The organism is Marinomonas sp. FW-1 (assembly GCF_005222245.1).
Classification (GTDB): domain Bacteria; phylum Pseudomonadota; class Gammaproteobacteria; order Pseudomonadales; family Marinomonadaceae; genus Marinomonas; species Marinomonas alcarazii.
The window spans coordinates 1,535,851-1,561,265 of record NZ_CP025987.1 but is presented as its reverse complement, the minus strand read 5'-3'; the positions used below and the strand labels follow the sequence as shown (position 1 = coordinate 1,561,265).

General features: G+C 43.6%; 25 protein-coding genes and 1 pseudogene. 11 read left to right on the top strand and 15 right to left on the bottom strand.

Annotation, left to right across the window (positions count from 1 at the left end; all coding sequences use genetic code 11):
* The first annotated feature begins 50 nt into the window (after nucleotides 1-50).
* The gene (locus C1X04_RS07315; protein WP_110571868.1) at nucleotides 51-248 is read left to right on the top strand and encodes a DUF2986 domain-containing protein; all 198 of its coding nucleotides are present in this window, start codon (nucleotides 51-53) and stop codon (nucleotides 246-248) included.
* On the opposite strand, the gene C1X04_RS07310 is transcribed toward C1X04_RS07315, so the two are convergent.
* Nucleotides 245-1,060 carry a helix-turn-helix transcriptional regulator gene (locus tag C1X04_RS07310; RefSeq protein ID WP_110571867.1) on the bottom strand — a complete coding sequence of 272 codons (816 nt, stop codon included), beginning with the start codon at nucleotides 1,058-1,060 and terminating at the stop codon, nucleotides 245-247. The two genes, C1X04_RS07315 and C1X04_RS07310, sit on opposite strands and share 4 nt — an antisense overlap.
* A 226-nt stretch (nucleotides 1,061-1,286) precedes the next feature.
* On the opposite strand from C1X04_RS07310, the gene C1X04_RS07305 reads away from it, so the two are divergent.
* From C1X04_RS07305 to C1X04_RS07295, 3 genes are read left to right on the top strand one after another with little or no spacing between them, the layout of a single operon-like run.
* The gene (locus C1X04_RS07305) at nucleotides 1,287-2,711 is read left to right on the top strand and encodes a sodium:alanine symporter family protein (protein ID WP_137169556.1); all 1,425 of its coding nucleotides are present in this window, start codon (nucleotides 1,287-1,289) and stop codon (nucleotides 2,709-2,711) included.
* Between the two features lie 56 nt (nucleotides 2,712-2,767).
* A complete protein-coding gene (locus tag C1X04_RS07300; protein ID WP_137169555.1) occupies nucleotides 2,768-4,171 on the top strand; it encodes an aspartate ammonia-lyase in 1,404 nt (467 codons plus the stop codon).
* Nucleotides 4,168-5,208, top strand: coding sequence for an asparaginase (locus C1X04_RS07295; RefSeq protein ID WP_137169554.1), 1,041 nt, complete (start codon nucleotides 4,168-4,170; stop codon nucleotides 5,206-5,208). The genes C1X04_RS07300 and C1X04_RS07295 overlap by 4 nt, the downstream gene beginning before the upstream one ends.
* Before the next feature lie 46 nt (nucleotides 5,209-5,254).
* On the opposite strand, the gene C1X04_RS07290 is transcribed toward C1X04_RS07295, so the two are convergent.
* The 4 genes from C1X04_RS07290 to C1X04_RS07275 form a co-directional block, all read right to left on the bottom strand.
* Entirely contained in the window at nucleotides 5,255-5,611 is a 357-nt protein-coding gene (locus C1X04_RS07290; protein ID WP_137169553.1) for a VOC family protein, read from the bottom strand.
* 6 nt (nucleotides 5,612-5,617) lie between these two features.
* Nucleotides 5,618-6,505, bottom strand: coding sequence for a DMT family transporter (locus C1X04_RS07285; RefSeq protein ID WP_110571863.1), 888 nt, complete (start codon nucleotides 6,503-6,505; stop codon nucleotides 5,618-5,620).
* Nucleotides 6,506-6,605: 100 nt separating this feature from the next.
* The gene (locus tag C1X04_RS07280; protein WP_137169552.1) at nucleotides 6,606-7,664 is read right to left on the bottom strand and encodes a nitronate monooxygenase family protein; all 1,059 of its coding nucleotides are present in this window, start codon (nucleotides 7,662-7,664) and stop codon (nucleotides 6,606-6,608) included.
* Between the two features lie 41 nt (nucleotides 7,665-7,705).
* Complete coding sequence (locus tag C1X04_RS07275) at nucleotides 7,706-8,221, bottom strand: NADPH-dependent FMN reductase (protein WP_137169551.1); 516 nt, start codon at nucleotides 8,219-8,221, stop codon at nucleotides 7,706-7,708.
* An 87-nt stretch (nucleotides 8,222-8,308) separates the two neighbouring features.
* On the opposite strand from C1X04_RS07275, the gene C1X04_RS07270 reads away from it, so the two are divergent.
* Complete coding sequence (locus C1X04_RS07270; RefSeq protein WP_137169550.1) at nucleotides 8,309-8,743, top strand: GtrA family protein; 435 nt, start codon at nucleotides 8,309-8,311, stop codon at nucleotides 8,741-8,743.
* Between the two features lie 27 nt (nucleotides 8,744-8,770).
* Here the strand turns inward: C1X04_RS07270 and C1X04_RS07265 are convergent, their stop codons facing one another.
* The 3 genes from C1X04_RS07265 to C1X04_RS07255 form a co-directional block, all read right to left on the bottom strand.
* A complete protein-coding gene (locus C1X04_RS07265) occupies nucleotides 8,771-9,775 on the bottom strand; it encodes a pirin family protein (protein WP_137169549.1) in 1,005 nt (334 codons plus the stop codon).
* Between the two features lie 109 nt (nucleotides 9,776-9,884).
* The gene (locus C1X04_RS07260; RefSeq protein WP_110571858.1) at nucleotides 9,885-11,147 is read right to left on the bottom strand and encodes a HAMP domain-containing sensor histidine kinase; all 1,263 of its coding nucleotides are present in this window, start codon (nucleotides 11,145-11,147) and stop codon (nucleotides 9,885-9,887) included.
* Nucleotides 11,144-11,824, bottom strand: coding sequence for a response regulator transcription factor (locus C1X04_RS07255; protein WP_137169548.1), 681 nt, complete (start codon nucleotides 11,822-11,824; stop codon nucleotides 11,144-11,146). The genes C1X04_RS07260 and C1X04_RS07255 overlap by 4 nt, the downstream gene beginning before the upstream one ends.
* A gap of 150 nt (nucleotides 11,825-11,974) precedes the next feature.
* Here C1X04_RS07255 and C1X04_RS07250 point away from each other — a divergent pair, with 150 nt between their 5' ends.
* Together C1X04_RS07250 and C1X04_RS07245 are read left to right on the top strand one after the other, a co-directional pair.
* A complete protein-coding gene (locus C1X04_RS07250) occupies nucleotides 11,975-12,985 on the top strand; it encodes a glycosyltransferase family 2 protein (protein ID WP_137169547.1) in 1,011 nt (336 codons plus the stop codon).
* On the top strand, nucleotides 12,985-14,412 hold the full coding sequence (locus tag C1X04_RS07245; protein ID WP_137169546.1) for a glycosyltransferase family 39 protein: 1,428 nt from the start codon (nucleotides 12,985-12,987) through the stop codon (nucleotides 14,410-14,412). The genes C1X04_RS07250 and C1X04_RS07245 overlap by 1 nt, the downstream gene beginning before the upstream one ends.
* A gap of 72 nt (nucleotides 14,413-14,484) precedes the next feature.
* On the opposite strand, the gene C1X04_RS07240 is transcribed toward C1X04_RS07245, so the two are convergent.
* Together C1X04_RS07240 and C1X04_RS07235 are read right to left on the bottom strand one after the other, a co-directional pair.
* The gene (locus C1X04_RS07240) at nucleotides 14,485-15,591 is read right to left on the bottom strand and encodes a GlxA family transcriptional regulator (protein WP_137170743.1); all 1,107 of its coding nucleotides are present in this window, start codon (nucleotides 15,589-15,591) and stop codon (nucleotides 14,485-14,487) included.
* Between the two features lie 250 nt (nucleotides 15,592-15,841).
* The gene (locus C1X04_RS07235; RefSeq protein WP_281270034.1) at nucleotides 15,842-16,969 is read right to left on the bottom strand and encodes a hybrid-cluster NAD(P)-dependent oxidoreductase; all 1,128 of its coding nucleotides are present in this window, start codon (nucleotides 16,967-16,969) and stop codon (nucleotides 15,842-15,844) included.
* A gap of 278 nt (nucleotides 16,970-17,247) precedes the next feature.
* Between C1X04_RS07235 and C1X04_RS07230 the strand changes: the two genes are divergently transcribed.
* A complete protein-coding gene (locus C1X04_RS07230; RefSeq protein ID WP_110571854.1) occupies nucleotides 17,248-18,522 on the top strand; it encodes an aromatic ring-hydroxylating dioxygenase subunit alpha in 1,275 nt (424 codons plus the stop codon).
* 116 nt (nucleotides 18,523-18,638) lie between these two features.
* On the opposite strand, the gene pssA is transcribed toward C1X04_RS07230, so the two are convergent.
* Both pssA and C1X04_RS07220 read right to left on the bottom strand, forming a co-directional pair.
* On the bottom strand, nucleotides 18,639-19,976 hold the full coding sequence (gene pssA / locus C1X04_RS07225) for a CDP-diacylglycerol--serine O-phosphatidyltransferase (RefSeq protein WP_137169545.1): 1,338 nt from the start codon (nucleotides 19,974-19,976) through the stop codon (nucleotides 18,639-18,641).
* 407 nt (nucleotides 19,977-20,383) lie between these two features.
* Nucleotides 20,384-20,934: pseudogene (locus C1X04_RS07220) on the bottom strand (LysE family translocator).
* 257 nt (nucleotides 20,935-21,191) lie between these two features.
* Between C1X04_RS07220 and C1X04_RS07215 the strand changes: the two are divergent.
* Nucleotides 21,192-22,097: a LysR family transcriptional regulator gene (locus C1X04_RS07215; RefSeq protein ID WP_137169544.1), complete on the top strand. Its 906-nt coding sequence runs from the start codon at nucleotides 21,192-21,194 to the stop codon at nucleotides 22,095-22,097.
* Between the two features lie 191 nt (nucleotides 22,098-22,288).
* A complete protein-coding gene (locus C1X04_RS07210; protein ID WP_217495006.1) occupies nucleotides 22,289-22,552 on the top strand; it encodes a YrhK family protein in 264 nt (87 codons plus the stop codon).
* 258 nt (nucleotides 22,553-22,810) lie between these two features.
* Here the strand turns inward: C1X04_RS07210 and C1X04_RS07200 are convergent, their stop codons facing one another.
* Entirely contained in the window at nucleotides 22,811-23,764 is a 954-nt protein-coding gene (locus C1X04_RS07200) for a LysR substrate-binding domain-containing protein (RefSeq protein ID WP_137169542.1), read from the bottom strand.
* Between the two features lie 130 nt (nucleotides 23,765-23,894).
* Here C1X04_RS07200 and C1X04_RS07195 point away from each other — a divergent pair, with 130 nt between their 5' ends.
* The gene (locus C1X04_RS07195; RefSeq protein WP_137169541.1) at nucleotides 23,895-24,137 is read left to right on the top strand and encodes a DUF1127 domain-containing protein; all 243 of its coding nucleotides are present in this window, start codon (nucleotides 23,895-23,897) and stop codon (nucleotides 24,135-24,137) included.
* 201 nt (nucleotides 24,138-24,338) lie between these two features.
* On the opposite strand, the gene C1X04_RS07190 is transcribed toward C1X04_RS07195, so the two are convergent.
* Both C1X04_RS07190 and C1X04_RS07185 read right to left on the bottom strand, forming a co-directional pair.
* The gene (locus C1X04_RS07190) at nucleotides 24,339-24,686 is read right to left on the bottom strand and encodes a T6SS immunity protein Tdi1 domain-containing protein (protein ID WP_217495005.1); all 348 of its coding nucleotides are present in this window, start codon (nucleotides 24,684-24,686) and stop codon (nucleotides 24,339-24,341) included.
* Nucleotides 24,687-24,801: 115 nt separating this feature from the next.
* Entirely contained in the window at nucleotides 24,802-25,311 is a 510-nt protein-coding gene (locus C1X04_RS07185; protein WP_137169540.1) for a hypothetical protein, read from the bottom strand.
* Nucleotides 25,312-25,415 lie beyond the last annotated feature (104 nt).

Sequence of the window (25,415 nt, the reverse complement as noted above, 5' to 3'; positions counted from 1 at the left end):
TCATTCTTGGATTTTGAAATTACATAAATGCATCATTTTAGGAACAACACATGAATCGCCGTAAAAAGATCAAAAGCATATACGACAAGCGCATTAAGCAAGCCAACCTAAAGGCCAACCCTAAAAAGGCGAAACCTAAGTACATATCTAAGGCTGAACGCGCAAAAATGGAAGCCGAAGCGGCAACTAACCCAAACATTGAAGCCGCTACTGAAACCCCTGATACAAACGAGACAGAAGACGCTTAAAATCGCGCTCTAAAATGCCAGTCACCTTCCGTCATATCATTTTTGATTGACTGGCAAATATCCTCGTCTATCTCTTCGCTCTCCGGATCATATAAACCACAATGGGCCACTGCGTACTTTTTGTTTATATTTTTCCCCAAATATTCGTACACAACTCGCACGCAACAAGGCGCTCTTTCGCCACTACCTGACACTCCTAGACGCAAGCCTGTTAAGCGCTCAACGCGATTTCGAAAAGAAGGGTAAAGTATAGTCTGGGTCATTTCCACGTGCGTCTGACTTTCAAAGTCTAGCAAAAACAATCGGTCTGAAAGCAATTGCACAAAACCATTATAAACACCATGGAACGACTTTTTAATATTGCGCGGGTTTAGTCGCTCTATACGTTTATAATAGGTCTTACCGTCTTGCGACTCTATATGAACCAAGGTGCGTAATATTTTCCCCGGGCACGCCATAGAGTAATAATACTCAAAATAGTAACCATTATATTTTGCCAAACCCAACTGACCAGACTGGTTAAGTCGATCAAATTGCAGCTGTTCAGGCGTTAGAGCTTTGACCTCTTCAGTCTGACGAATCGGACGCGCCTGCACCAACTTAACGAACTGCTCATGGGCAAGCATCATTTCATGAGGCTCTACACCAAAAAACTCACAGATACGGCGCTGCGTACTGTTGCTCGGCATAGTTGTGCCATTGAGATATCGATTAAATTGCGCACGATTAATATGCAGTCGACGACATACATCCGCAACCGATTTGTAGTAGCTACACAACAACTGCAAGTTATCCGCAAAATGTTGAACCATGATGAGTCCTATTTAATCTTATTTTGCATACCAACATAAATTCGCCGCTAGTGTAATAAATCACAAACTATTTAACACGCACAAAATAGTGCTAGTTGATGCTACCATAGCACCAACTAGCATCAGATCGCACCTATTTACGAACTCCCTTTAGTACTTATTTTTCGTTCCAATGGGCACCTCAATACCCCCTTAATAAATCTAAAAACACTAGGAGTTATGATTCATGCTATCCCTTCTCACTGACTTGCTTTGGAGCAAAGTCCTTATTGCGGTGTTAATCGGCCTTGGCATCTGGTTTACCGTTGCAACCCGATTCGTGCAGTTCCGCTACTTTGGCAACATGTTTAGCATACTAACAGCCAAACACCATGAAGCAGACGGCAAACACTTAAGTTCGTTTCAAGCCTTAATCTTATCTGTAGCAGGTCGTGTCGGTGGCGGTAATATTGCCGGCGTAGCTGTGGCGATCACAATCGGTGGCCCAGGTGCTATTTTCTGGATGTGGATTGTTGGCCTAATGGGCATGGCAACCAGCTTTGTAGAATGTCTATTGGCACAAACTTATAAATCGGCAGATAGTGACGGTTCTTACCGTGGTGGCCCAGCATTTTATATAGAGCGTGGTCTAGGTAAAAACTGGAAATGGCTTGCGGTACTTTACTCTGTATTGTTATTAGCCACATTCGGCATTGCCTTCACGACACTTCAATCCTACTCGGTTGCAACTTCATTAGAAGATGCCTTTGGTATCCAGCCTTACTACAGCGGCATTGGCATGGCGCTCATTGTTGGTCTAATCATTTTCGGCGGTGTAAAACGCATCGCTCAAGTGGCTGAAATCTTAGTACCTATCATGGCTGGCGGTTATTTACTTATCGCCCTGATCGTACTTGCGATGAACCTCAGCGCAATTCCAGATACATTAGTTATGATAGTTAAAAGTGCCTTTGGCCTAGAACCAGCATTTGGTGGCGGCATAGGGGCAGCCATCCTAATGGGTGTAAAACGCGGTCTATTCTCTAACGAAGCGGGTCTGGGCAGTGCACCAAACGTGGCAGCCGTTGCGCATATTCCACACCCTGCCAACCAAGGTATCGTGCAAGCATTCTCTGTATTTATCGACACCATCGTATTGTGTACTTGTACCGCTCTGATCATTCTTCTTGGCAGCGCGTATGACCCAAGCAGCACAGACACCGTTCAAGGCGTCGCTCTGACTCAAGCCTCTCTCGCCACTCACATGGGTGATTATGGCCGTATGTTTGTCAGTATTGCCTTGCTGCTATTTGGTTTTAGTACCATTTTGTACAACTACTACCTAGGTGAAAACAGCGTTAGCTATCTAACGAAATCTGGCAATCATGGTTTCTACATGAACGCTTTCCGCGTCATCATCATTTGCCTATGCTGCACTGGGGCAATCCTTGACCTAAGCACTGTATTTGCTTTCGCGGATTTAAGTATGGGTCTATTGGCATTAGTTAACTTGTTTGCTCTTGCTCTGCTATTCAAAGTGGCTAAGCGCGTGATGAAAGACTTTGACGATCAACGCAAAGAAGGCAACAAAACACCGACCTTCGAAGCCGTTCGCTTTCAAGACTTAGAGCTGGACCAAGAATCTTGGCCAACTAACGACTCTCACCGTTAATCATTCAACCTAGGTTTCACCTCACCGTCACTCGGTGAGGTGTCAGGAAACACAAAATGAATACTCGCTCTGAATACGATTTACTTGGCAACATGGACGTTCCAGCAGATGCTTTTTATGGCATACAAACATTACGTGCTGCACAAAACTTTTCGATCACAGGCGTTCCAATCTCACATTTCCCAGAGCTAATCAAAGCGTTAGCCATGGTAAAAGCCGCTGCCGCTCGAACCAACCAAGAAATGAAGCTGCTTTCTACTGAAAAAGCAGACGCCATCGTATTTGCCTGCCAAGACTTAATTCAAGGCCAGTATCACGATCAATTTATTGTTGATGTGATCCAAGGCGGCGCTGGCACATCAACCAACATGAATGCCAACGAAGTGATTGCCAACATTGCATTAACGAAATTGGGCCATGAAAAAGGTGAATACAAATACCTGCATCCCAATGACGACGTTAACCGCTCACAATCTACTAACGACGCCTACCCAACGGCGGCTTGTTTAGGCATTCAATTTGCGGCAGATAACTTTGTTCCAAGCCTTGCCTCCCTAAAAGAAGCGATAGAGGCCAAAGCTCGTGAGTTTGCTCACATTGTAAAAATGGGTCGCACGCAACTGCAAGACGCAGTCCCAATGACATTAGGTCAAGAATTCGACGCCTTTGCCGTCACTCTTGGCGAAGACATTGACCGAATTCGTGAAGCATGCACCCTACTGTGCGAAGTAAACCTTGGCGGCACGGCAATCGGCACTGGCATCAACACGCCAGAAGGCTACGCTAAACGGGTGGTAGAGAAGCTAGCAACCATCTCGACAAAACCACTTGTGCCAGCAAGCAACCTAGTCGAAGCAACCTCCGACATGGGCGCCTTTGTGTTTTTCTCCGGCATTCTGAAACGTCTAGCCATCAAACTCAGCAAGATGAGCAACGACTTACGCCTACTGTCCAGTGGCCCTAGAACTGGCTTAGGCGAAATCAATCTCCCTGCTATGCAACCTGGTTCTTCCATCATGCCGGGTAAGGTAAACCCCGTGATTCCTGAAGCGATGAACCAAACCGCTTATCAAGTTATCGCCTCTGATCTTGCCGTAACATTGGCCGCTGAAGCCGGTCAATTACAGCTAAACGCCATGGAACCCATGATCATTTATAACGTACTCAATTCGTTGAAAATGCTCAAAGAAGCTTGTCAGATGTTAGAGAATCGCTGCATACGTGGCATCACAGCAAACGAAGCCGTTTGCGCAGGTCATGTTGAAAACAGCATAGGCATTATCACAGCCTTGGTTCCACACATTGGTTACGCCAACGCATCACGTATAGCCAACACCGCACTGCATACAGGCAATACCGTTAAAGCCTTAGTGATTGAAGAAAACCTACTTACGGAAGACCAAGTAAATATTCTGCTAAGCCCACAATCCATGTTATCGCCTAGCAAGGTTGTCTTATGAGCGCACAAGTCCTCATTTTATATACAGGCGGCACAATAGGCATGGTGCAAACAGAGCAGGGCTTGGCCCCTGCTTCTGGCTTGCAAGAGCGCATTGAAATGGCATTAGGGGCGAGCATCAACACGCTTCCCTCTTTTGAAGTATTGGAAATTTCGCCTTTAATTGACAGCGCCAACATTACGCCTAAGCACTGGACAAAGTTAGTGTCCATTCTTGCAACCCATTGGCAAGATTACGATGGCTTTATCATTCTTCATGGCACGGACACCATGGCGTACACGGCCTCGGCTTTGTCTTTTATGCTGGGTGCTTGTACGAAAAACATAATCTTAACAGGCTCTCAAATCCCCTTGGGCATGAACCGCAGTGATGCCAGCTCCAACTTAGAAGCCGCATTGTCGCTGGCAGTCTCCCATAAAATACCGGATGTAAGTTTAGTTTTTGCTGGCAAGCTCATGCGTGGCAGCCGTATTCAAAAAGTCAGCAGTCATTGCATTGAAGCCTTCCACACGCCCAATGACGATTTATTAGGCAAGCTTGATATCGAGATGCGGCTGTATCCTGATCGCATGATAAAGAGCAAAGAAGACGATATGAAAAACCCAGCCACCTCAATTGAAAACAATATTGTCAGCTTTAAAACAGGTGCTGTTGGTATCATCACTCTGCACCCAAGCCAACCAACAGCCATCTATCAAAGCTTATTAGACGACGAAGATTGCAAAGCCATTGTTCTATTAACCTACGGTGCAGGCAATGTACCCGATCAAAACCCAGCGTTTTTATCTTTTTTAACAGAAGCAATGTTGCGCAAGAAAAACATCGTGAATTTGACCCAATGCCTACACGGTGGTGTGTCTCAGGGCGCTTATGCAGCGGGATCCATCTTATCGTCAATGAATGTATTAAGTGGTAGAGACATGACCTTGGAGGCAGCCTTCTGCAAACTCCATTGGCTGATTGCCAAAGGGGAAAACTATTACGGCATTCTAGAAAAGTGGAATACAAATTATTGCGGTGAATTTAGCTCCCTATAAACGCATTAAAGGCCTTTACGTTAAGCGACGCAAAGGCCTTTAATGTCTAGTTGCTAGGCTCACTCCATACCGCCCATTCATTACCACACGGATCCAGAAAGTGAAAACGACGACCACCAGGGAAGTCAAAAATTACTTGTTCAATCGTTCCACCCGCCGCTTGTACTTTTTCAAATACCACTTCGAGTTCATGACTGTATAAGATAATCAGCGCTGCGCCATTTTGAGGCCTTGAACAAAAGTTTGCCTGAAAAAAACCGCCATCCAATCCTGCATTTTCAAATGCTGAATATTCTGGCCCATAGTCTTTAAACCCCCAGCCAAACACCTGAGTAAAAAAAGCCTTATTTAACGCCAAGTCACGCGCTGGCAATTCAACGTAATTGATTTTATTCGATTCCATACACACTCACTTAACGGTCGATGTCACAACCAAGATAACACTCATTACAATAAGAGCACCGCCAATCCACTGCTGTTTCGTGAGTTTTTCAGCGAAGCGCACTTTCGAATAATATAAGGTTCCAATGATTTCAATTTGCCCTAACGTTTTTACCAAGGCCGGATTCACCAAAGCAAAGCCGGTAAACCAACCAATAGAACCTAATGAGCTTAGCACACCCACTTTACAGCTTAACGCCAATTCATTTTTAAATGGTGCTAACAGATCTCGACTCCTATAAATTTGAAGACCACATAAAATAAGAGACTGCATGGCCAAAACATACCAAAGCGTCACACCCGCACTGGTTATCAAAGAGCCAGAGAACGAATGGCTAGCCATCGATGCAGCAACAGACGTAACGGCGAAACAGAAACCACTCGCCAAGCCCAACAACAAAGATATGTCTTTATGAGCTCGCTTAATATTCTGCCACTTTACACTCATTACAACCGCACCCAGCACCCCTAAAAAAATGCCAACCCAGGAACCAATCGTTAACGTGTAATGCAACAAGGGCAAACCAATCAAAGCGGCCAACACCGCTTCCGTTTTCGCCAACAAAGTCCCCAGCGCAAAGCTGCCAGACTGAAAAGCTCGCAACATAAAATACGTCGCCATCATTTGCGCAATAGCACACACACTCGCCGCAACAAAGAAGCGCGGATTATTATCAACTGACACCCCACCAAACAGATACCAACACACAGCAAGATACAGGGAAACCAAAGGCAAGCCATACAAAGAGCGCGACATGGTGGCATGCAAAAAGCCCGCTTCACGAGCCAGAGTATTTTGATACGCCGTTCGAATAGACTGACACCCAGCCGCAAACAGAGTAATGAAGATCCACATATCAACGCCTTAAATTCGATTCAAAGGCGCTAGCATGAGGTTAAGAGAAGTATTTGTAAAAGGAATAAATCTTATATTTTAGATTCCATAAAGGAATACTTTATAAGGTAACTCGACAAACATCGGCAAATTGCTTAGTTAATTCAAAAGCCGATATTTCTTTGCAACCTGACACATTCTGACCACTCCACAAAGAAGAAAAGCCATCCGAACCATGCTTCTCTGCCAGAGCTTTTAACTGCGCCATTTCCATTGAGGCATGTGGAAACTCAGGAACATTATCATTCATATAACCAAGGTCTTTCATAACTCGGTTAGCGATTCCTCTTGCTGGTCGTCCCGTAAATACATTGGTTAATGCGGTATGGTGAGCTTTTTGGCTTTTTAATGCTGCGCGATGCAACGCCGATGTTTTAGCTTCATCACACAACAAATAAGACGTTCCTATTTGCACCGCCCCAGCACCAAGTGCCAATGCACCATTAATGCTGCGAGCATCACAAACACCACCAGCCGCAACAACAGGGATAGCGACTCGATTCACAATCTGAGGCAATAACGAAAACAGCCCAACCTGCGTAGAAACATCGTTCGAAAGAAACATCCCACGATGTCCACCCGCTTCAACACCCTGTGCAATAACACCATCGGCGCCATTCTCTTCCAGCCAAATAGCCTCTTCCAACGTCGTTGCCGAAGACAACACCTTCGTCCCCCAGCGCTTAATTCGAGCCAGCAAGTCCGGATCAGGCAAGCCAAAGTGAAAACTAATAACAGGTGGAGCAAACGCCTCTATCGCATCAGCAATATCATGGCTAAAAGGCATACGCGAAGCCGCCTTTACTGACTCATCATATTGACCAGAAAACTCGTCAAAGTAGGGTTTCAATAAAGCCCGCCATTGCTGATGTTTTTGTTCGTCGTATTCTGCTGTTTTATGACAGAAAAAATTCAGGTTATAAGGTTTAGCCGTAGCCGCTTTAATTAAAGAAACCTGATGAGCAATATCGTCCACGCTCAACATAGCGCAAGGCAAAGAGCCCAAGCCACCCGCTTTCGATACAGCAATAGCTAAAGCGCTGTCTTGAACGCCCGCCATAGGCGCCTGAATAATGGGAGAATCTATTCCCAACCATTCACAGATACGAGATTCCCTCATCTGGTTTCCTTATATTTAACCAAAAATTTCAGAGCAAAAGCTTAAAACTTTGCAGCAATACCCAACAGTGCCTGTTTAACAGACGCATCAACAACTTCACCGTCTTTCATCACATCATAAAAGTTAGGCACACTTAAACTACCAACAACATTACCCTTGAAAAATGGCATGCTGTTCACCGTTTGAGCAAGCACACTGCTCGCACCACCAGGGCCAGGTGATGTAGAAAGCACCGCAATTGGCTTATTTTGAAAAACCGCTTTTTCAATACGAGACGCCCAATCAAAGATATTCTTATAGGCCGCGGAATAAGTACCATTATGTTCGGCAAAAGAGGCAACGATCGCATCCGCTTGGGCAATGGCATCAACAAAGATCTGCGCTTTAGCCGGAACACCAAATTCTTTTTCGAAGTCTTCACTAAAAAGCGGCATTTCAAAATCGTTCAGATCAAGCAGAGTTACTTCCGCCCCCTCGACGAGATTTGCAGTATAACCGGCCAAAGCCTTATTAATTGACTGGCGGCTTGAGCTAGCACCAAATGCAAGTATTTTCATGTTCGATCCTTCTATTTCGGGAATGTTAAAAGCGACGATAACAAGCGTTTCATCTTTTTTTGATGTAACTGTATTTAGAATGCCACCATGAGACACATTTTTAAACATACATTTGTACGCTTCGCCATTGTGGGCGGCATTGGCTTCTTAGTCGACCTTAGCAGCATGCTACTGCTGGCTATCTGGCTACCTCCGGCAGTCGCACGAGGCATTGCCTTTTGGATCGCCGCAAGCTCAAACTGGTGGTGGAATCGCAGCATAACTTTTAGCGATGTAAACCCAGACAACACAAACAAAAAAGCCGCCGCATTGCAGTTAACGCAATTTCTCGGCGGCTCTGTTGTGGCCTTTGTACCCAATTGGGGCTGCTACCTAATACTCATGTCACAACCACCAGCACTGCACAATCCAACGTTTAGTCTCTTGTGGCCTTATCTGGCAATGATACCTGGCATACTAGTGGGTTTATTCCTCAATTACGCTTTCTCTCGCTTTTGGGTCTTTTCCCCTGCAAAGCATTAAACCGCAAAGGCCATGAGTACTAGTCGTTTAGACTTTGCTATTACCGTGATCAGCAAATCGTCCTTTCGCTTTATCATGCACTTGGTCATGACGTGGCCAAGGCCAGCCGCCAAATTGCGTACGCTGATAGTCACTAAAAGCTTGCTGCAACTCGGCTCTTGTATTCATCACAAATGGACCATGCTGTTCCACTGGCTCACCAATTGGACGACCTTGCAACAACAAGAAACGCGCTTTCTTACCTTTGTTTTTAAGCACTAAAGGCGCATCGCTTTTCAAAACAAACGCTTCGTTGATAGAAGCAGTAGTGTCATCCAGTGTCACCTTTTCGCCCTCAAAGAAGTAAAGCGTGCGGCTCAGCTTCGCAGACGCTGCTGGCAGCGTCCATTCACCATTTTCTGGTAAATCGATCAGCCAAATCGCCACATCGTTATTGCTATCCGCTGCCCATGAATCTGGAGGACAAGGCGAAGGATCGACATTCTGAAACGAACCTGCCACCACTTTAACCTGAGTATTCAAACCATTGGCATCCGCGACACTCACTACAGGCGTATCTTCATTCCAAAGCATTGCGAAATGAGGCGGCACCATCTTGTTTTTGCTTGGTAGATTCAACCAGATTTGAAAAAGCTCCAATGGATTAGGGCCTTCTTCGTTCAGCAAAGGAAACATTTCTGAATGCTGAACACCTTCTCCTGCGGTCATCCACTGGGTATCGCCTTCGCCATAACGCCCAGCCGCACCAATCGAGTCGGCATGATCAACAAAGCCTTTGTTTACAATAGTGACGGTTTCGAAACCACGATGCGGGTGAGCAGGGAATCCAGGAATACTTCTCCCATGGTACATACGCCAACCATCAATACCACCAAAGTCTTGCCCCAGAGGGCGATTGTTTAACGGCGCATCTGGGCCCATAGAACCATTGGCTTTAGGGTAAGTATCATTGTGAAAAGCACAAAACAAAAAAGGATCAAAGGTCGGCCAGAACATTTGCAACGGAATTCGTTTTAAAATAGTTGAGCTCATAGAATGTTCTCCATCAAACATCAGTATCAATATACGAGAGATAATAACATCAAAAAAGTCGATTGTTTTATGCTGATATTGAATCTAACCCATTAACAATTTAAATCTATTACTCAGAACGAGGAAACACCACCGTCGCTCGACAACCGCCATTATCATTATCGACCAATGAAAACGAACAATCGTATTTCGCACAAATATCTCGCACTATCATCAAGCCTAAACCATAACCCTCGCCACCAGGTTTGCCACTCAATCCGCAGCCACTATCAATAATCGACAACTCATTTTCTGATATAACAATATTAACGAAGCCTTCTTCGGTACAGGCCATGGCATTTTTTAGTAAGTTGCCCACCAAAATATGAAAAGTCGGAACAGGCAACTTCGTCGTAATTTGACCTTTGCTGATAATATCAACCGTTACCGGCCTATCTGCCAAATAGCCTAAATGCATTTGTCGAATGTCGTCATACTCACTCGGCTGCACAACGCGTGAAGTAATCCCCTCTACATCTTCCTCTCGAGTCAGAGACAACAAGGTCGTGATGTAATCTTCCATCTCTTGGCAAGCCTGAACCATTCGCACTCGCTGCCTTTCTAAAAACGCTTTTGAATCCGATTTTCCCAGAAGCGTCGTTACGCCTTTTATCACCATAAGTGGTGTGCGTAATTCATGACTGGCATAGCGGTTAAAGGCTCGCTCTCTTTCGATCAAATCACGTATTTGATTCTGATAACTGTTTAAACGATCAACCAACTGGCGTATTTCCCTTGTTGCGGCCCCTTCTGGCAATTCGATGGCCGACAAATTCGCAGGACTGCGCGCACCAAGACTTTGCGTCAGCTGCGCTAGTGGTTTAGTCAAACGACCAGAAATCCGCATCACCACCCACAAACTGACAGCTAACAATAACAACGACAAGATCAATTGAGTGCTTTGCGTTTCGAACATTTGCGCTTCAGAAGTTTCATAAATTTCATCATAGTGAATAACATAAATTTCTTTCATTTCACCGTTAAGCATCACCTGCGAACGCATAGCAAACATCTCTAAGCTCGTATCTGAGGCTTCATCCAGCTCAAAGGGTTTGTCATTCACCATGCCTTTCACCAACACAATTCCCGGTGGCAAATTTTCCTTGCCAACATACACCTCAGAAAAAGGCGGAACCGACACATGGGTTAATTCCTTACCATTTAACATAGACACTGCGGTGTTTTTATCTTTCAACATACGATTTTCGGCATAGATCATTTCTATGTTTTCTATCATTGAAGTAAACATAGAAAAATGGAAGGCAATAATCGCAAAGGCCACAATAGAAAAATAAGTGAAGGTTAACTGTTTTGCGGTTTTAAATTGCTTCATTCATCACCTTCAGCAACAAGTCGATATCCGACTTTAGAAACGGTTCTTAAATAGGCATGTTCAAAAGGCCGATCGACCAAGCTACGTAACTGATAAATGTGACTGCGTAACACTTTGCTGTCTGGCTCTTCATCACCCCACAAGGCATCGCAAATTTCGTCTTTGGACACCACTTCTGGGGCTTTTTGCATAAGACATTTTAAAATAGTGTATTGAGATGGGTTTAATGAATAGCGCCCACCCTCTCTTTGCAAAACTCGGGTATTCATATCCAAAGATAAACGCCCAAAGGTCAGGGTTTTGTTCGCTACACTGCCTTTGCGTCGTCTAACTAAAGCCTGCAACCGAGAATCCAAAATTTCCAAATCAAACGGTTTGACTAAATAGTCGTCCGCCAGATGGTCAAAGCCCGTCAAGATATCGTCTTTCGTGTCACGCGCGGTAAGCATTAAAATTGGTGTATCAATACCCGCCTCACGCAAAGATTTACAGACGGTTAATCCATCCATTTTGGGCAGCATGATGTCTAAAATAATCACATCATAATGTTCCGTTTTTGCTAACTCGTACCCTTGCGAGCCATTGTTTGCATAGTCCAAGACATAACCTTTGATTTCGAAATAATCAAAGATCACCCCTGCAATGTCTTTATGGTCTTCTATTAAGAGTAGTTTCATCGTCGTCTCAGCAGTCAGTAAAGAAGATAAGTAACACCATTTTATGACACGTATTGTCACACAGTGACATGAAAAAAAAGTGAATCACCTTTTTGCGACCCAGCTATCTTTATTATGCCTTCATCGCACTTCCCCTTATTGGAGAATTCAATGAAAGCCATTCCTTATAGACAATACGCGCAAACAGAGCCCGCCACAAAAGCTCAACCTTTGGTGACGGTGATTATTCCATTTTTAAATGAAGCCGATGTTCTCAGCGTTTGCCAACAACGAGTTTGTGATGCCCTGTCCCAACTTCATCAACACTGTGAGATTCTCTATATTGATGATGGCAGTCAAGACGACAGCTGGGCATTAGTCAATACGTTCAACCACCCATTACACCAAATACGCTGCTTACGCCTAAGCCGGAACTTCGGCAAAGAAGCCGCCATGAGCGCTGGCATGAAAGCCTCTACGGGGCGTTGCGTTATCTTACTAGATGCAGACCTACAAGACCCACCTGAATACATTCCAGAAATGGTAGAAGCATGGAAAAATGGCGCGCAGATCGTCGAGATGCAACGTCGGGAGCGCCATGGCGAAAGCTGGCTCAAACGCACCACGGCTCATTGCTTTTATCGCTTTATGTCGAAAGTAAGTGACCACCAAATCACTGAAAACGTTGGCGACTTCCGTCTAATGGATCAAAAAGTCGTGAAGGTCATTAACACCTTGCCTGAACGAACGCGTTTTATGAAAGGTTTATTAGCTTGGCCTGGCTTCCACCGTAAAATACTTACCTTTGACCGTGACCCTCGCCTGGCCGGCAATACCAAATGGAACTACGCAAAACTTATTCATTTGGCGCTAGAAGGCATCACCTCCTTTAGCACCAAACCTCTTCGTTGGGCCACCATGGCAGGAATCACCACCTCTGCGATTGCCTTCATAATGGCATTGGTGGTTTTCACCAAAACCATCGTCTGGGGCGATCCGGTAGCAGGTTACCCCTCAACCATGTTGATCATTTTATTTTTAGGCGGCTTTCAGCTTCTCTCAATTGGCGTATTAGGGGAATACGTCGGACGACTGTTCATTGAATCCAAACAACGTCCACTCTATGTCCTCATGGAAGACACCACAAAACAACCAACTTTTCACCCAGTGGACGCAGAATAATGCCAAAAACAATAACCCAACTACCATCCTATAAAACGCTATTTATTCTGCTCTTCAGCTGCTTAATACTGCGTCTTATTTCTCTCTCACTTTACCCATTGATGGACACAACAGAAGCCCGCTATGGCGAAATGGCACGCATCATGTTTGAGACAGGCAACTGGATAACACCGATGTTTGACTACAATGTGCCATTTTGGGGAAAGCCACCTATTTTCACTTGGCTAAGTGGCCTTGGATTTGAACTCTTTGGCGTCAATGAATTTGCAGCACGTGTGCCGCACCTTATCGTTGGCCTAGGCATTATTTGGTTAGTCTACAGTCTGGCAAAAGATCATTTCCAATCCTCTGTCTTAGGTGTGTTTGCGGCCAGTATTCTCGCTTCTACGATTTCTTTTATCATCTTAAGTGGTGCTGTGATGACCGACACAGCCCTCACTTTTTCCATCTGCTTAAGCATGATCAGCTTCTGGCAAGCTTGGAACAATAGAGGCAAAATTTGGGGGTATTTGTTCTTCGTAGGATTGGCACTGGGCATGCTTTCTAAAGGCCCACTTGCCATTGTATTAATTGGTATCAGTTTAACCATTTGGTTACTCCCTAATGGGCGCTGGAAAAAACTCTGGAGCGCTTTACCTTGGGGATACGGCACACTCATTTTTCTTGTTATTTCTGTGCCTTGGTACGCCATTGCCGAATACAAAACACCGGGCTTTTTAGATTACTTCATCGTCGGCGAACACATTAAGCGTTTCATTGTCAGTGGCTGGCAAGGCGATCTTTATGGCACCGCCCATGAAAGAACGCGTGGCACGATTTGGCTCTATGCGTTTCTTGCCATGCTGCCATGGAGTCCACTACTTATACTGCAATGGATTCGCACGATAAAAGACAACAAAGACGTAGAGCAAAGTACAGACGGCTTTGGTAGCTTTTTAGTGTTGTGGATGCTGTCGCCCATGTTACTTTTCAGCTTTTCAGGTAATATTCTAGCCAGTTACGTGATGCCAGCACTGCCTGCCTCCGCGCTCCTGATCGCCTACTTACAAGGCAAAAAACCGCTACCAAGCTGGTTCTATAAAATTGGCTTCATCACCCCTATTTTGCTTATTGTTCTGTTTAGTGCGTTGCACTTCGACTTAGTACCGAAACGTTCAGAAGACAAAATACTCGCCGTCTGGAAACAGCAGCCAGAAGCCACACAGAGCGATTTATTTTATCTGCATAAAAGACCTTTCTCAGCTCAGTATTATTCATCAGGCAAAGCGAAACAGCGTGCAGCAGACACTAACAGCTGGCTAACAACACAGAAAGCCCCATTCTTCATAGTGCAAGCTAAAAAAGACGCAACCACCTACCCAAACTGGCAATGCGTTAAAAAAGGCCAAACCGACAAGGAAATACTACTGTACTGCCACAAAAAATAATTTTTTCCCGCCCACAAAAAAGCCCAAGCCTTAATATTATTAAGACTTGGGCCTTATCGAATCTGTCACAACTTACATTGAAATAGATCCATAACTAGGCTCAGAATGCGAAGTGTTTAACGCATCATGAGCATGTGGAATATAGACAATTGCTTCGTTCTTATCAACTTTAAGCGCGTCAGGCACTTCACCCTTCCAAGCAATTTTTCGCTCGTCTCTTGGTGAAACACCAATATGCTTACGATAACAGCGACTAAAATGAGGCGTGGATATAAAGCCACATGCCATCGAAATCTCTACAATCGACATATTGGATTGTTTAAGCAATTTACGCGCTCTTTCAAGGCGCAAACGCAAATAATAGCGAGAAGGCGAACAATCCAAATGACGGTGAAACATTCGCTCAATCTGACGACGAGACACATCGACAAAATTAGCCAACTCATCAAGCTCAATAGGCTCTTCTAAGTTGTTTTCCATCAGTTCAATAACATCCACCAGCTTAGGAGTGCAAACACCCACATTACTAAACTGACGCATCGGCATACGTTGTTGATCAGACTCATTACGAATACGATCACAAATAAACATATCTGAAATAGCGTTAGATAATTTTGGACCATGCTGCTTCGTCATCATGTTTAGAAACATGTCCATAGGCGCACTACCGCCTGATGACGTTAATCGATCCTTATCAATTGAGAAAAGCTTATTATTGCAATTCACCTTAGGAAACGTTTCTTGCAAGGCAGTCAAACATTCCCAATGCACACTGCATTGATAACCATTCAAAAGCCCAGCATATGCAAGCACATACGCCCCAGTACAAATACCACCTAATTTAACACCTTTACGCGATTGTTTCGTCAGCCATGAAACTTGCTTCGCAGTAAAAGCCCTAGTGATATCAACGCCACCCGCCACGATAATTAGATCAAACTCTACGTTATCTTCAATGGATAGATCTGGCGTTAAGATCAAACCATCGCTTGCAGTTACAGGCTTCCCATCCGCGGAAATTAAATTCCAACTATACAGTTCTTCGGCCGACAATTGATTCGCCATACGCAGCGGTTCAATCGAAGAGGCAAGCGCAATCATTGTAAAATGATCGAGCAATAAAAAACCCACTTTTGTAGTGCTTCTTGCATCAAACGCAAGACCTGAGTCATTTGCCATTACCATATTAGAGTCCTCATTTTTGTGCTTCTTCATGCTAGGCAAGAACTAGACCAACATAACCAATTTCACTAAGAAGTACTTTTATTATTTTTAAGGAGGCACGAAATCAAAGGCGTCCTATTCTTATTGTCACATAATAATAGTTGAACTAGAGCAGAACGCACTCTAGCTCACACCCAAAATCTAACACCATGCACTAATATAGAACAAGACCGCTCTTTAATTGAACGCTTTTTTTCAATAAATTTTAATACTCAAGCACAACGTCAGATTTCGGCACGGTACAGCAAGACAATACATAACCCGCTTCGATATCTTCATCGGTAATACCACCGTTGTGATCCATCTGAGTTTCACCCTCTTTAACCAATACTTTACAAGTACCACAAATCCCCATACCGCAGGCTTTAGGTATCATCAGATCCAGTTTCGCCGCGGCGTTGTGCAAGGTTTCACCTGCGCCAATCTGAATACTCTTACCGCTTCCAGTAAACTCAACACGGACCAGATCCTCTTGATTTACGGCTTCCGCTTCAGCCTGTGCCACTTCCGCTTGCTCGATGGCGTCTTCCACAACACTTGCTGGCGTCGCACCAAAAGACTCCTCATGGTAGCGGCTCATATCAAAGCCTCTGGAGATAAGAAGTTCTTTCACGGCTTTCATGTAAGGCGCAGGCCCACAACAGAAAATCTCTCGCTCCATGAAATCAGGCGAAATCATATCCAGTTTTGCCGCATCCAAATAACCGCGGTAACCCTGCCAAGGCAAACCGTTTTCCATACGCTCAACGATCAAGTACAAACCAAAGTTGTCTAATCGCGCCGCCAAATGGTCAAGCTCTCGACTATAGATAACGTCTCTTGGAGAACGAGCGCTGTGTATAAACGTCATATCAACATCAGCATTCGTGTCGAACCACCAACGCGCCATCGACATCACAGGCGTAATACCAACACCACCTGATAACAACAACACTTTATCAGCTGGGTAATCAATACAGTTAAACTGACCAACCGGTCCATGCACCGCCAACTCTGTGCCTATCACCATGTTGTCATGCAACCAATTAGACACTTCCCCACCAGGCACGCGCTTCACTGTAATGGAGAAGCTGTATGGCACAGAAGGCGAACTCGAAATGGTGTAAGAGCGCATAACCTGCTTACTCTCAATTTCCAGCTCTAATGTGACAAATTGCCCAGGCTTAAAGAAAAACATCACAGGCTGCTGCGCCATGAAACAGAATGTTTTCACATCCCACGTTTCATGAATCACTTTTACACAACGCACGTTATGGCGGCCATTAACCCAAGTCTGAGTATTTACCGGAGCTAAATAATCAGCATTCACAATAGCAGAAGAAGAGTTGGTCATATTGAAATCTCTTTTATTAAAGTCGAGTACATATAAATTGAATGACGCCTTTTCGAGCCATTTTGGGCGCAGTTTGTATATGCGAGTTTACTCTAAGCGACAATAAGTTGCTCATGGAGGTCAAACCTAGATGACACATACAATAGCGAGTCGATTTATGTATCACCGCGTGTCGTGAATAGTCATTTTTTTGGCCGATAATTCAGCGACTATAGCCTCGTAGTTAATGAACGACGCATATTTGCCCATCAATCTTTTTGTCATGAAGGTCCAGAAAGATGAATCAACACGATTTACTGAACGTACGCCATGCTTCTTTAGACGAAGCAAAAACGACAATGTATGAGTTACTAGAGAATCGCGCACGCAATTACTCTCTAGATGCTCAGCTATATAATGATCCACACATGTTCAGAATCGACATGGAAGAGATCTTTCAAAAAGAGTGGCTATTTGTTGGAATGACCAGTGAAATTCCAAAGAAAGGCGACTACATCACCGTCGAGGTTGGGCAAAACTCACTGCTTATTTTGCGTGACGCTGAAGGCAACGTGAATGCTTTCCACAACACTTGTAGACACCGTGGCTCAGTACTTTGCACAGAACACAGAGGCAAAGTCGCCAACCTAGTTTGTCCTTATCACCAATGGACTTACGACCTAAAAGGCAACCTATTGTTTGCCGGCACAGAAATGAACAAAGATTTCGACCTGAAGCAGCATGGCCTTAAACCGGTATTTTGCAAAACCGGTGGCGGATTCATCTATGTTTGCCTAGGAAAAACACAGCCTGATGATGGTTTTGACGATTACCTAGCCACACTCGAAGCCTACATGGAACCGTATGATGTTGAAAACACCAAGCTGGCTGTTGAATCCACCATGTACGAACGTGCCAACTGGAAGCTAGTACTTGAAAACAACCGCGAGTGCTACCACTGCTCAGGCAGCCACCCAGAACTGTTGAACACACTTCTAGAGTGGGACGACACCGAAGATCCACGCGCGCCACAAGACTTCCACGACCACTACAACGCACAAGCAGCGCAGTGGGACAAAGAAGGCATTCCACATAAGAGCAAAAGCTTTGGTGAAGTGCAGCGCAATCGTATCGTGCGTATGCCACTTAAAAAAGGCACGCAAGTTATGACGATAGATGGCTCTGCCGCCTGTCAGAAAACATTAGGACGCATCCAAAACCGCGAACTAGGCTCAATGCGTATCTTGCATTTGCCGAACTCTTGGAACCACATGCAATCCGACCACTTTATCGTATTCCGCGTGCTACCTGTTTCAGCACAAGAATCCATCGTCACAACCAAATGGTTCGTCCACAAAGACGCAGTAGAAGGTGTTGACTACGATACCGAAAAACTACGTAGAGTATGGGATGCCACTAACGAACAAGACAAAGTACTTGGCGAACGCAACCAGCTAGGTATTAACTCTATCGGTTACCAACCTGGCCCTTACTCTGAAACATTTGAATTCGGCGTTATAAACTTCTTAGAATGGTATTCAAATACTGTTAAGAAAAACCTTAAAGCGAAATAAAAATAGCTTTAAGTTGCTCAGCAACACCAAAAAACGCAATACCAAAAAACACAAAAAGCGAATCCTCGGATTCGCTTTTTTTATGCTTTAACATAAGTATGAAGGTATGAGTTTTTCTACAAAATTCGCTTAAGCAATCGATCCGCGCGGGTGCGAATAATTCTTCTCAGCAGTTTTTGTGTCTTGGCGGGATAATCATGAATAGAATCGAGTTGCTCGTAAGATGAGATACGCTGGGTATGCTGATGAATACCATCAAACTCAGCCTCAAACTTAGCCAACAAATGTTGCTTTGGATCGTCAATCAACAAACCATTTTCCAGATCCAACGCCCACGCGCGTGGGTTCACATTATTGCCAGTCAGCAACATACGACAACGATCCACCCAAAGGCCTTTTAGGTGATAACTATTGCTATCGTGCTTCCATAAATGAATCGATAAGCCACCCGACGCAATATAAGATTCATTGGCTTGAGCAAAACGACGCAAATTCATCTCATACAAATACGGCAGACCACCAATCGCCTTAAACGGTTGATCTGGCGGAATATAGAAATCATTGGCGGTTTTGTCACCGACAATAACATGGACCTTCACACCACGTTTAATAGCGCGCTTAACCTCCCGTAGAGCCACTTTAGGAAGGTTAAAATACGGCGTACAAAGAACAATCTCTTGTTTCGCATCAGACAGCAGAGACACAATCTTTTGATTCAACACATTATGTCGCTTCCCGACACCAACCATAGGCGTCACCGCCACATGCTGATCGTTAATCGCTTGTTTCTCGCCACGGTAAGACGACTTACCTAACGAAATCCGAAACTGTCGAATATCAGATTTAATGTCTTTCGTCGTCGGTAAATCTGTCTGATTTAAATCATGCACCGCAGGCTGCAAAATAATCGCATTATGGACAAATCCCACCATGCTATCGGCCAGAGCTTGCTGCTGAATGACATGATAACGATCAAAACGGTAGCGATCTTGGCGGTGAAGATACACATTATTAATACTTGCGCCGCTGTAAATCACCGTATCGTCAATGACAGAACCTTTCAGATGCAACACACCAAACACTTCACGGTTACGAACAGGCACACCATAAACAGGCACAGCATGCTCATACTTTTGTGCAAACGCCTGATACATACCCGCATTGCCTTTCGACTTGTCGGCACCAATCAAACCACGCTGAGCGCGATGCCAATCAACACAAATAGCAATATCCAAGCTTGGGTTACGTTGTTTTGCTTCATAAGCCGCCGTCAAAATCTCTCTGCCTGCTTCATCATCTTCCAGATAAAGCGCGACAAGATAGATCCTAGACTGAGCGTTCTGGATCGCTTCTAATAAATATTCTCGAAAACTAAAGGCAGATTGCAGGACATGGAATTGGTCAGGCTCAACGGCAAATGTAGGCAGTGAACCGAATAAATTTCTAATGGGCATAATACAAAAGTGCTACCTTATTTTTAACGAACGCCAAACTGTAACAAATCCATCAATTTTTTTCTTAAAAATAATCGACTCAGCTCGAAAAGAACCCTAAAAAACAGAGCAAATGTCGTATTCAATACCTACTAAAGCCTAACCTCCTCCATATCTGGGTGATTCCGTAGATACACCAGCCAAGAAGAATCAATCACCCTCACCTCATCTTCAAGCCATAACGCATCATGGCGATACCTTGCCAAGGCAACAATGCCTCCACCAAAAACGAAGCGCAACGGAAAGACATCAGCCTCACCGCTGCAGACAAGGTTAGTGAAATGAGAAAGCCGGTTTGGAAGTGATTTTTTAATAATAACTACTTACCACCTTTTTTAGAGTATTAAGCACCCATTATATTACTATAATTAACTCCCTATCATTGGAGAGAAAAATAAAGTCACACCTAGAAACATCAGCACACCTCCGATAAAATTATTTACGATTCTTTGTTTTTTCAGCATTCCCTCTCTTAGTTTTGGCGTTGAGAAAAATATTGCAACGATACAAAACCATAAAAGATGAGCTAACGACATAAAAACCCCATAAAGACATAAAACAAAAAAGCCAGTATCCTTATTTAAAAATTGGGTAAAAACACTAAGTACAAAAACATGGTTTTAGGGTTCAAGGCGTTAGTAAAAAAACCTGTTTTGAAAGATTTATAACTATTAAAACCCTGAATTTCTTTTTGACTTCCAGCACTAACTACTACACTTTTTATTGTTTTAAAGCCAATATAAATCAAATAGGCCGCACCTATAAATTTTACAACCATAAATAAAGAAGGGCTTTGAGAGATCAAGAGTCCAATACCAAATATCGTATAAATAACATGAACTTGAACCCCTAAAGAGATTCCCAAGGCACTCATTACGCCTGATTTTCTACCGTAAAGAAAGCTGTTTCTCGTTACCATAGCAAAATCAGCTCCAGGACTTATAACGGCTAAAACAGTGATTACAATAACAGCAATAATTTCATTCATATTTTAATACCATTTCCATTCATTTATTTTTAAAAGTTATAAAAAGTATTTCTTGACATCCTATTTCACCCGTAGTTTATTTATAATCGAGTAAAACACCATGGAGACATTGAAATACACGTCAATTATTATTAGTATGAAATAAAAATAAATTGATTTTTATTTCATACATACTTGAGGAAATAGCAATGACAAATGGCTTCAGAACACCTCCACTGAACTCATTAAAAGTATTCAGTGTTGTAGCGAAGCATGAAAGCATCTCTAAAGCGGCATTAGACTTGAACCTAACAGAAAGCGCTGTTAGTCGTCAGATCAAAAATATTGAAGAAAATTTAAACTTTTCACTTTTTACACGAAGAAGCCGAAGAATTTATCTAACAGAAGAAGGGGAAATACTGCAAAGGTGCTGCACTAAAATTTTCACTGAACTCGATAACACATTAAAAAACCTTTCTTATTCTGACTCAAAAGAACCTTTAGTCGTATCCTGCGAACCAACCTTAACCATGAATTGGCTTATCCCTAACCTCCCTAAATTTCATGAATTACATCCAGACATACCTATCCGAATTTTTGCTGCCGGTGGTGATATAGACTTAAGCACAGAGAGAGTTGACATAGCCCTACGTCGTAATGATTTCACTTGGAATAGAAACTATTTTTCTGAAAAAGTATGTGATGAACTGATTGGGCCCGTATGCTCTGAAAATCATTGGAAAATATATGAAAAGGGCAAAAGCCCAATGACAATACTGCACACAAAGTCTCGCTTCGATGCATGGCAAAAGTGGCTATCAAACACACCTAAAGAGACACTATTAATAGAAAATGAAATGATATTTGAGCATTTCTACCTTTGCCTACAAGCAGCAACATCTAACTTAGGCTTTGCCATTACTTCCATTTATATGTGTCCTGAAGAGCTTAAAGCAAAAAAACTTATGGCTCCCTTTTCTTTTATCAAAGATGGCTCTTCCTATCACCTGTTGTCCGAAACACCTATAACACATGACTCAAGAAAGAATGCATTTTACCAGTGGGCAAAAAGCGAGTTTGCAAACATCCGTTCAACCCATTTCGATACGGAATAATAAAACAAAACACAAACCACGCCGGAAGAGCCGGTTCCTTTCACATCTGGCTACTGGGTAAAGAGGGTGTTTTCAGGAAGCAAAGTAATCACCAAGAATAAAGTCTAGCTGAACAATATTTTGGGTTTAATCCCAATTCCTTTTGCTTTATCGTCATCTCCCCTATGACAACCTCAGCAAAGGAGAAAAACGTGAAGCAAGACAGCGAATGGGATCTAGATATCGGACAAGAGCATTTTGTCGTACAACGCCGATACGAAGCTCTAGGCGCATTCAATGACGTACTAATTGCAGTTTGGTTCTTGATCGGAAGCTTCTTTTTCCTCAACGACTCATTAGTGGAAAGCGGCACATGGTTGTTTATCGTTGGCAGCGCCCAGCTGATCATCAAACCCTTAATTAAGCTAACTAGCTTAATTCACGTGGGCAGGATAGCGCCAACGAACAATCATTAAATTTTACTCTGACCCGAATTATTACTAGAAGCTGCTGGTCTTAAGCTGATATTTGATGTAGTTAAATCCAAAAGAAATCCGAACTTTTCAGCCAAATTATTCACCAAAGGAGGATTGTTAAAAGCAGATCTAATAGCTAAGAATGTTTAAGACCGATATTACGACATTAGGGACAGATAAAAATTTTTATCTGTCCCTAATGTCCCTCAGCTAAAAAAGAGCCATAAAAAACAGAGCAAATGTCGTATTAAATACCTACTAAAGCCTAACCTCCTCCATATCTGGGTTGTTCTTTAAATACGCCTTCCAAGACAAATCAATTGCCTTCACCTCATCTTCAAGCCAACGCCTGAACTTCATCACTTTCTGATACTTAAAATGCGGCGCAGGCGCGACAAGATAAAAATCATATTGCGACTTCATATAAATAGGCAGCGGAGAAATCAACAGCCCCTTCTCAATCAGCTCATACACCAAACCATAACGCATCATTGCCAGACCTTGTTGAGACAACAACGCCTCCACCAAGGAAGTCGAATCCGCCACATGCAAATGCGACCTCATCGGCATATCGTAAAGGTCCAAAAATCGCTGCATCACAGGCCAAACATGCCGAACGTCTGGCCCAGTATCAGTAATAATCGGAATATTAATTAACTGTTCTTTAATCGGTTCATTCATACGAATCATCGACGGATGACACACCAATACTAAATGCTCTTGAAATAATAATTGCGACTTCAGGCCAGCGTAGTCGCCCCGACCTAAGCGAATACACAAATCCAAATCACTGTCCGCAAACGTCGATAAATCAATACTCGGACTCAAGCGAAGGTTAATCTCCGGCTCTTGTGATTGAAACCCACCCAAGCGCGACACCAACCAACGGCTTGAAAACGACGGCACCGAACTAATCACCAAAGTATTTGGGTTTGGATCTTCCGTAATGCCTTTCACACCCTCTTCTAATAAGCCAAATGCCTTCTCAACGTAGTCAAATAAATACTGCCCTTCCGACGTCAGCACCACTTGGCGAGTGTGCCGTTCAAACAACTCCACACTTAGCGCCTGCTCCAAGGTTTTAATCTGCTGACTCACCGCCGCCTGCGTCACAAAAAGCGACTCCGCCGCCTTCTTAAAACTCAACGTCTGTGCCGCATAACGAAACGCCTGCAAAGATTTAAGCGGCGGTAAAGCTCGACTAGAAGACATGGAAGGCACCTTTTATAAGTAAGATTTTCTTAACTATAAAACACTTTTTCTCGTTTGTCGCACCGCAATTAATAGCCGATTATTTGAACATAAAGCAAACAAACTAATTAACAGAGAAAAGGATAGCGCCATGAAAAACTGCACATCAGAAGAAATGAACAACCTCGAAAACAACCAACTAGACATAACTTCTAACTGCAAAAACGCATTAGCTAAACTAAAAGCAAACACATGGAAACAACGCCTAGCCAAAATAGCTCACAACTGGCGTACAAGAAGCAGATTGAGCCAACTTAACGACGCCCAACTGAAAGACCTCGGTTTAACTGCTGCGGATGTGGATCAAGAAGTGAGAAAGCCGGTTTGGAGGTGACTTTTTTGGGGGAGCAAGCAAGGGTACTTTGGGGAGTGCCCTTTTTGCAGGGTTGTTGTTTCTATAGACAGATTTGGGTTGTATTTTAACGCCAAGCTAAGCGGCAAGTTTGGAGTGGAAGTTTTTGTGCTAGCGTAGCGATAAAGCACAAAAATCGGCCACGGAAAATTTGTCCTTGCTTGAGCGCCTTGTTATGCGATTTTAATCGGTAACCCGCAGTTGAATTTGCGCACCATCCGGTAGGTCTTTGATTTGTTTTGCTACGTGACCCGAAAACCTAATTAGTTCGTGCAGCGGTGCTGTATTAATATTTGAAATTACGTACTCACCACCTAAAGCGCCTGGGGTTACTAAGCAGTATTTTTGACCTTCGGTTAGTTGCCCAAGATGCTCACTGGCCTGCTCAACTAAAGCCTGCATATACCAATCTTCTAGGAACTCTTGATCGGTTGAAAGGCTATCTAGCTCTTCGCGATTGGTTGCCACTATTTCACAGTAAACATCTTCGGGGCAAAGGCGCCAATAATAACCAGAAGAATCTTTGACCATTAGGTTACCGAAGTCATTTTCACCTACGACCTCGACAGGATCGATACCAACCCAACCCTAAGATTCTTTTATTTCTTGAATAATATCCATGAGTTCCTTTACGCATAACGCTTTTTTAAAAGTTGTCACTGCTAATCCACGAAGCCACAGCGAACGAATATGCAACGACATCTGACCCATGACCACGCTTTCCTTCCTTCAGCATTCTCGTTACATCAAGCACGATCTGATTTCCATCAGCTAATTCCCCGGTCATCTGCATAATAGTAGTCTCGAAGCTTTTCATTAATTGTGGTGTTGACATCATTCTTCTATGATCTTCCGCCGCTTCATGAGCAATAAAATTTCTAGCTTTTCTTGCCCCATGTATTTTTTCTTCCATCAAACCGGGTAATCCATGCTCACCAATAAGTAGCTTTATCTTTGTATACAAAGTATCTGACTTGACTAGCTTATAGATCTCATAAGAGAACTCACTCTCCGATTTTTCGATATCAAACAAATGGGCCAAAGTTCTACAGTTTTTTTCGAATTCAGTAGCGTATGCCAAAGCTCGTCCCAGCACAGCATAAACAGCATCTGATTCTTCTGTTCTCTCTGGCATTGGCAATAGTGGATGATTCATAGACTTTTAACGCCCAATTAAGGTGTGAGCCACGCTACCACGGCTACCACGGCACTCAATTTGAGCGCCGTAAACACTAAACTTGACCTAAACCAAAAATGCCA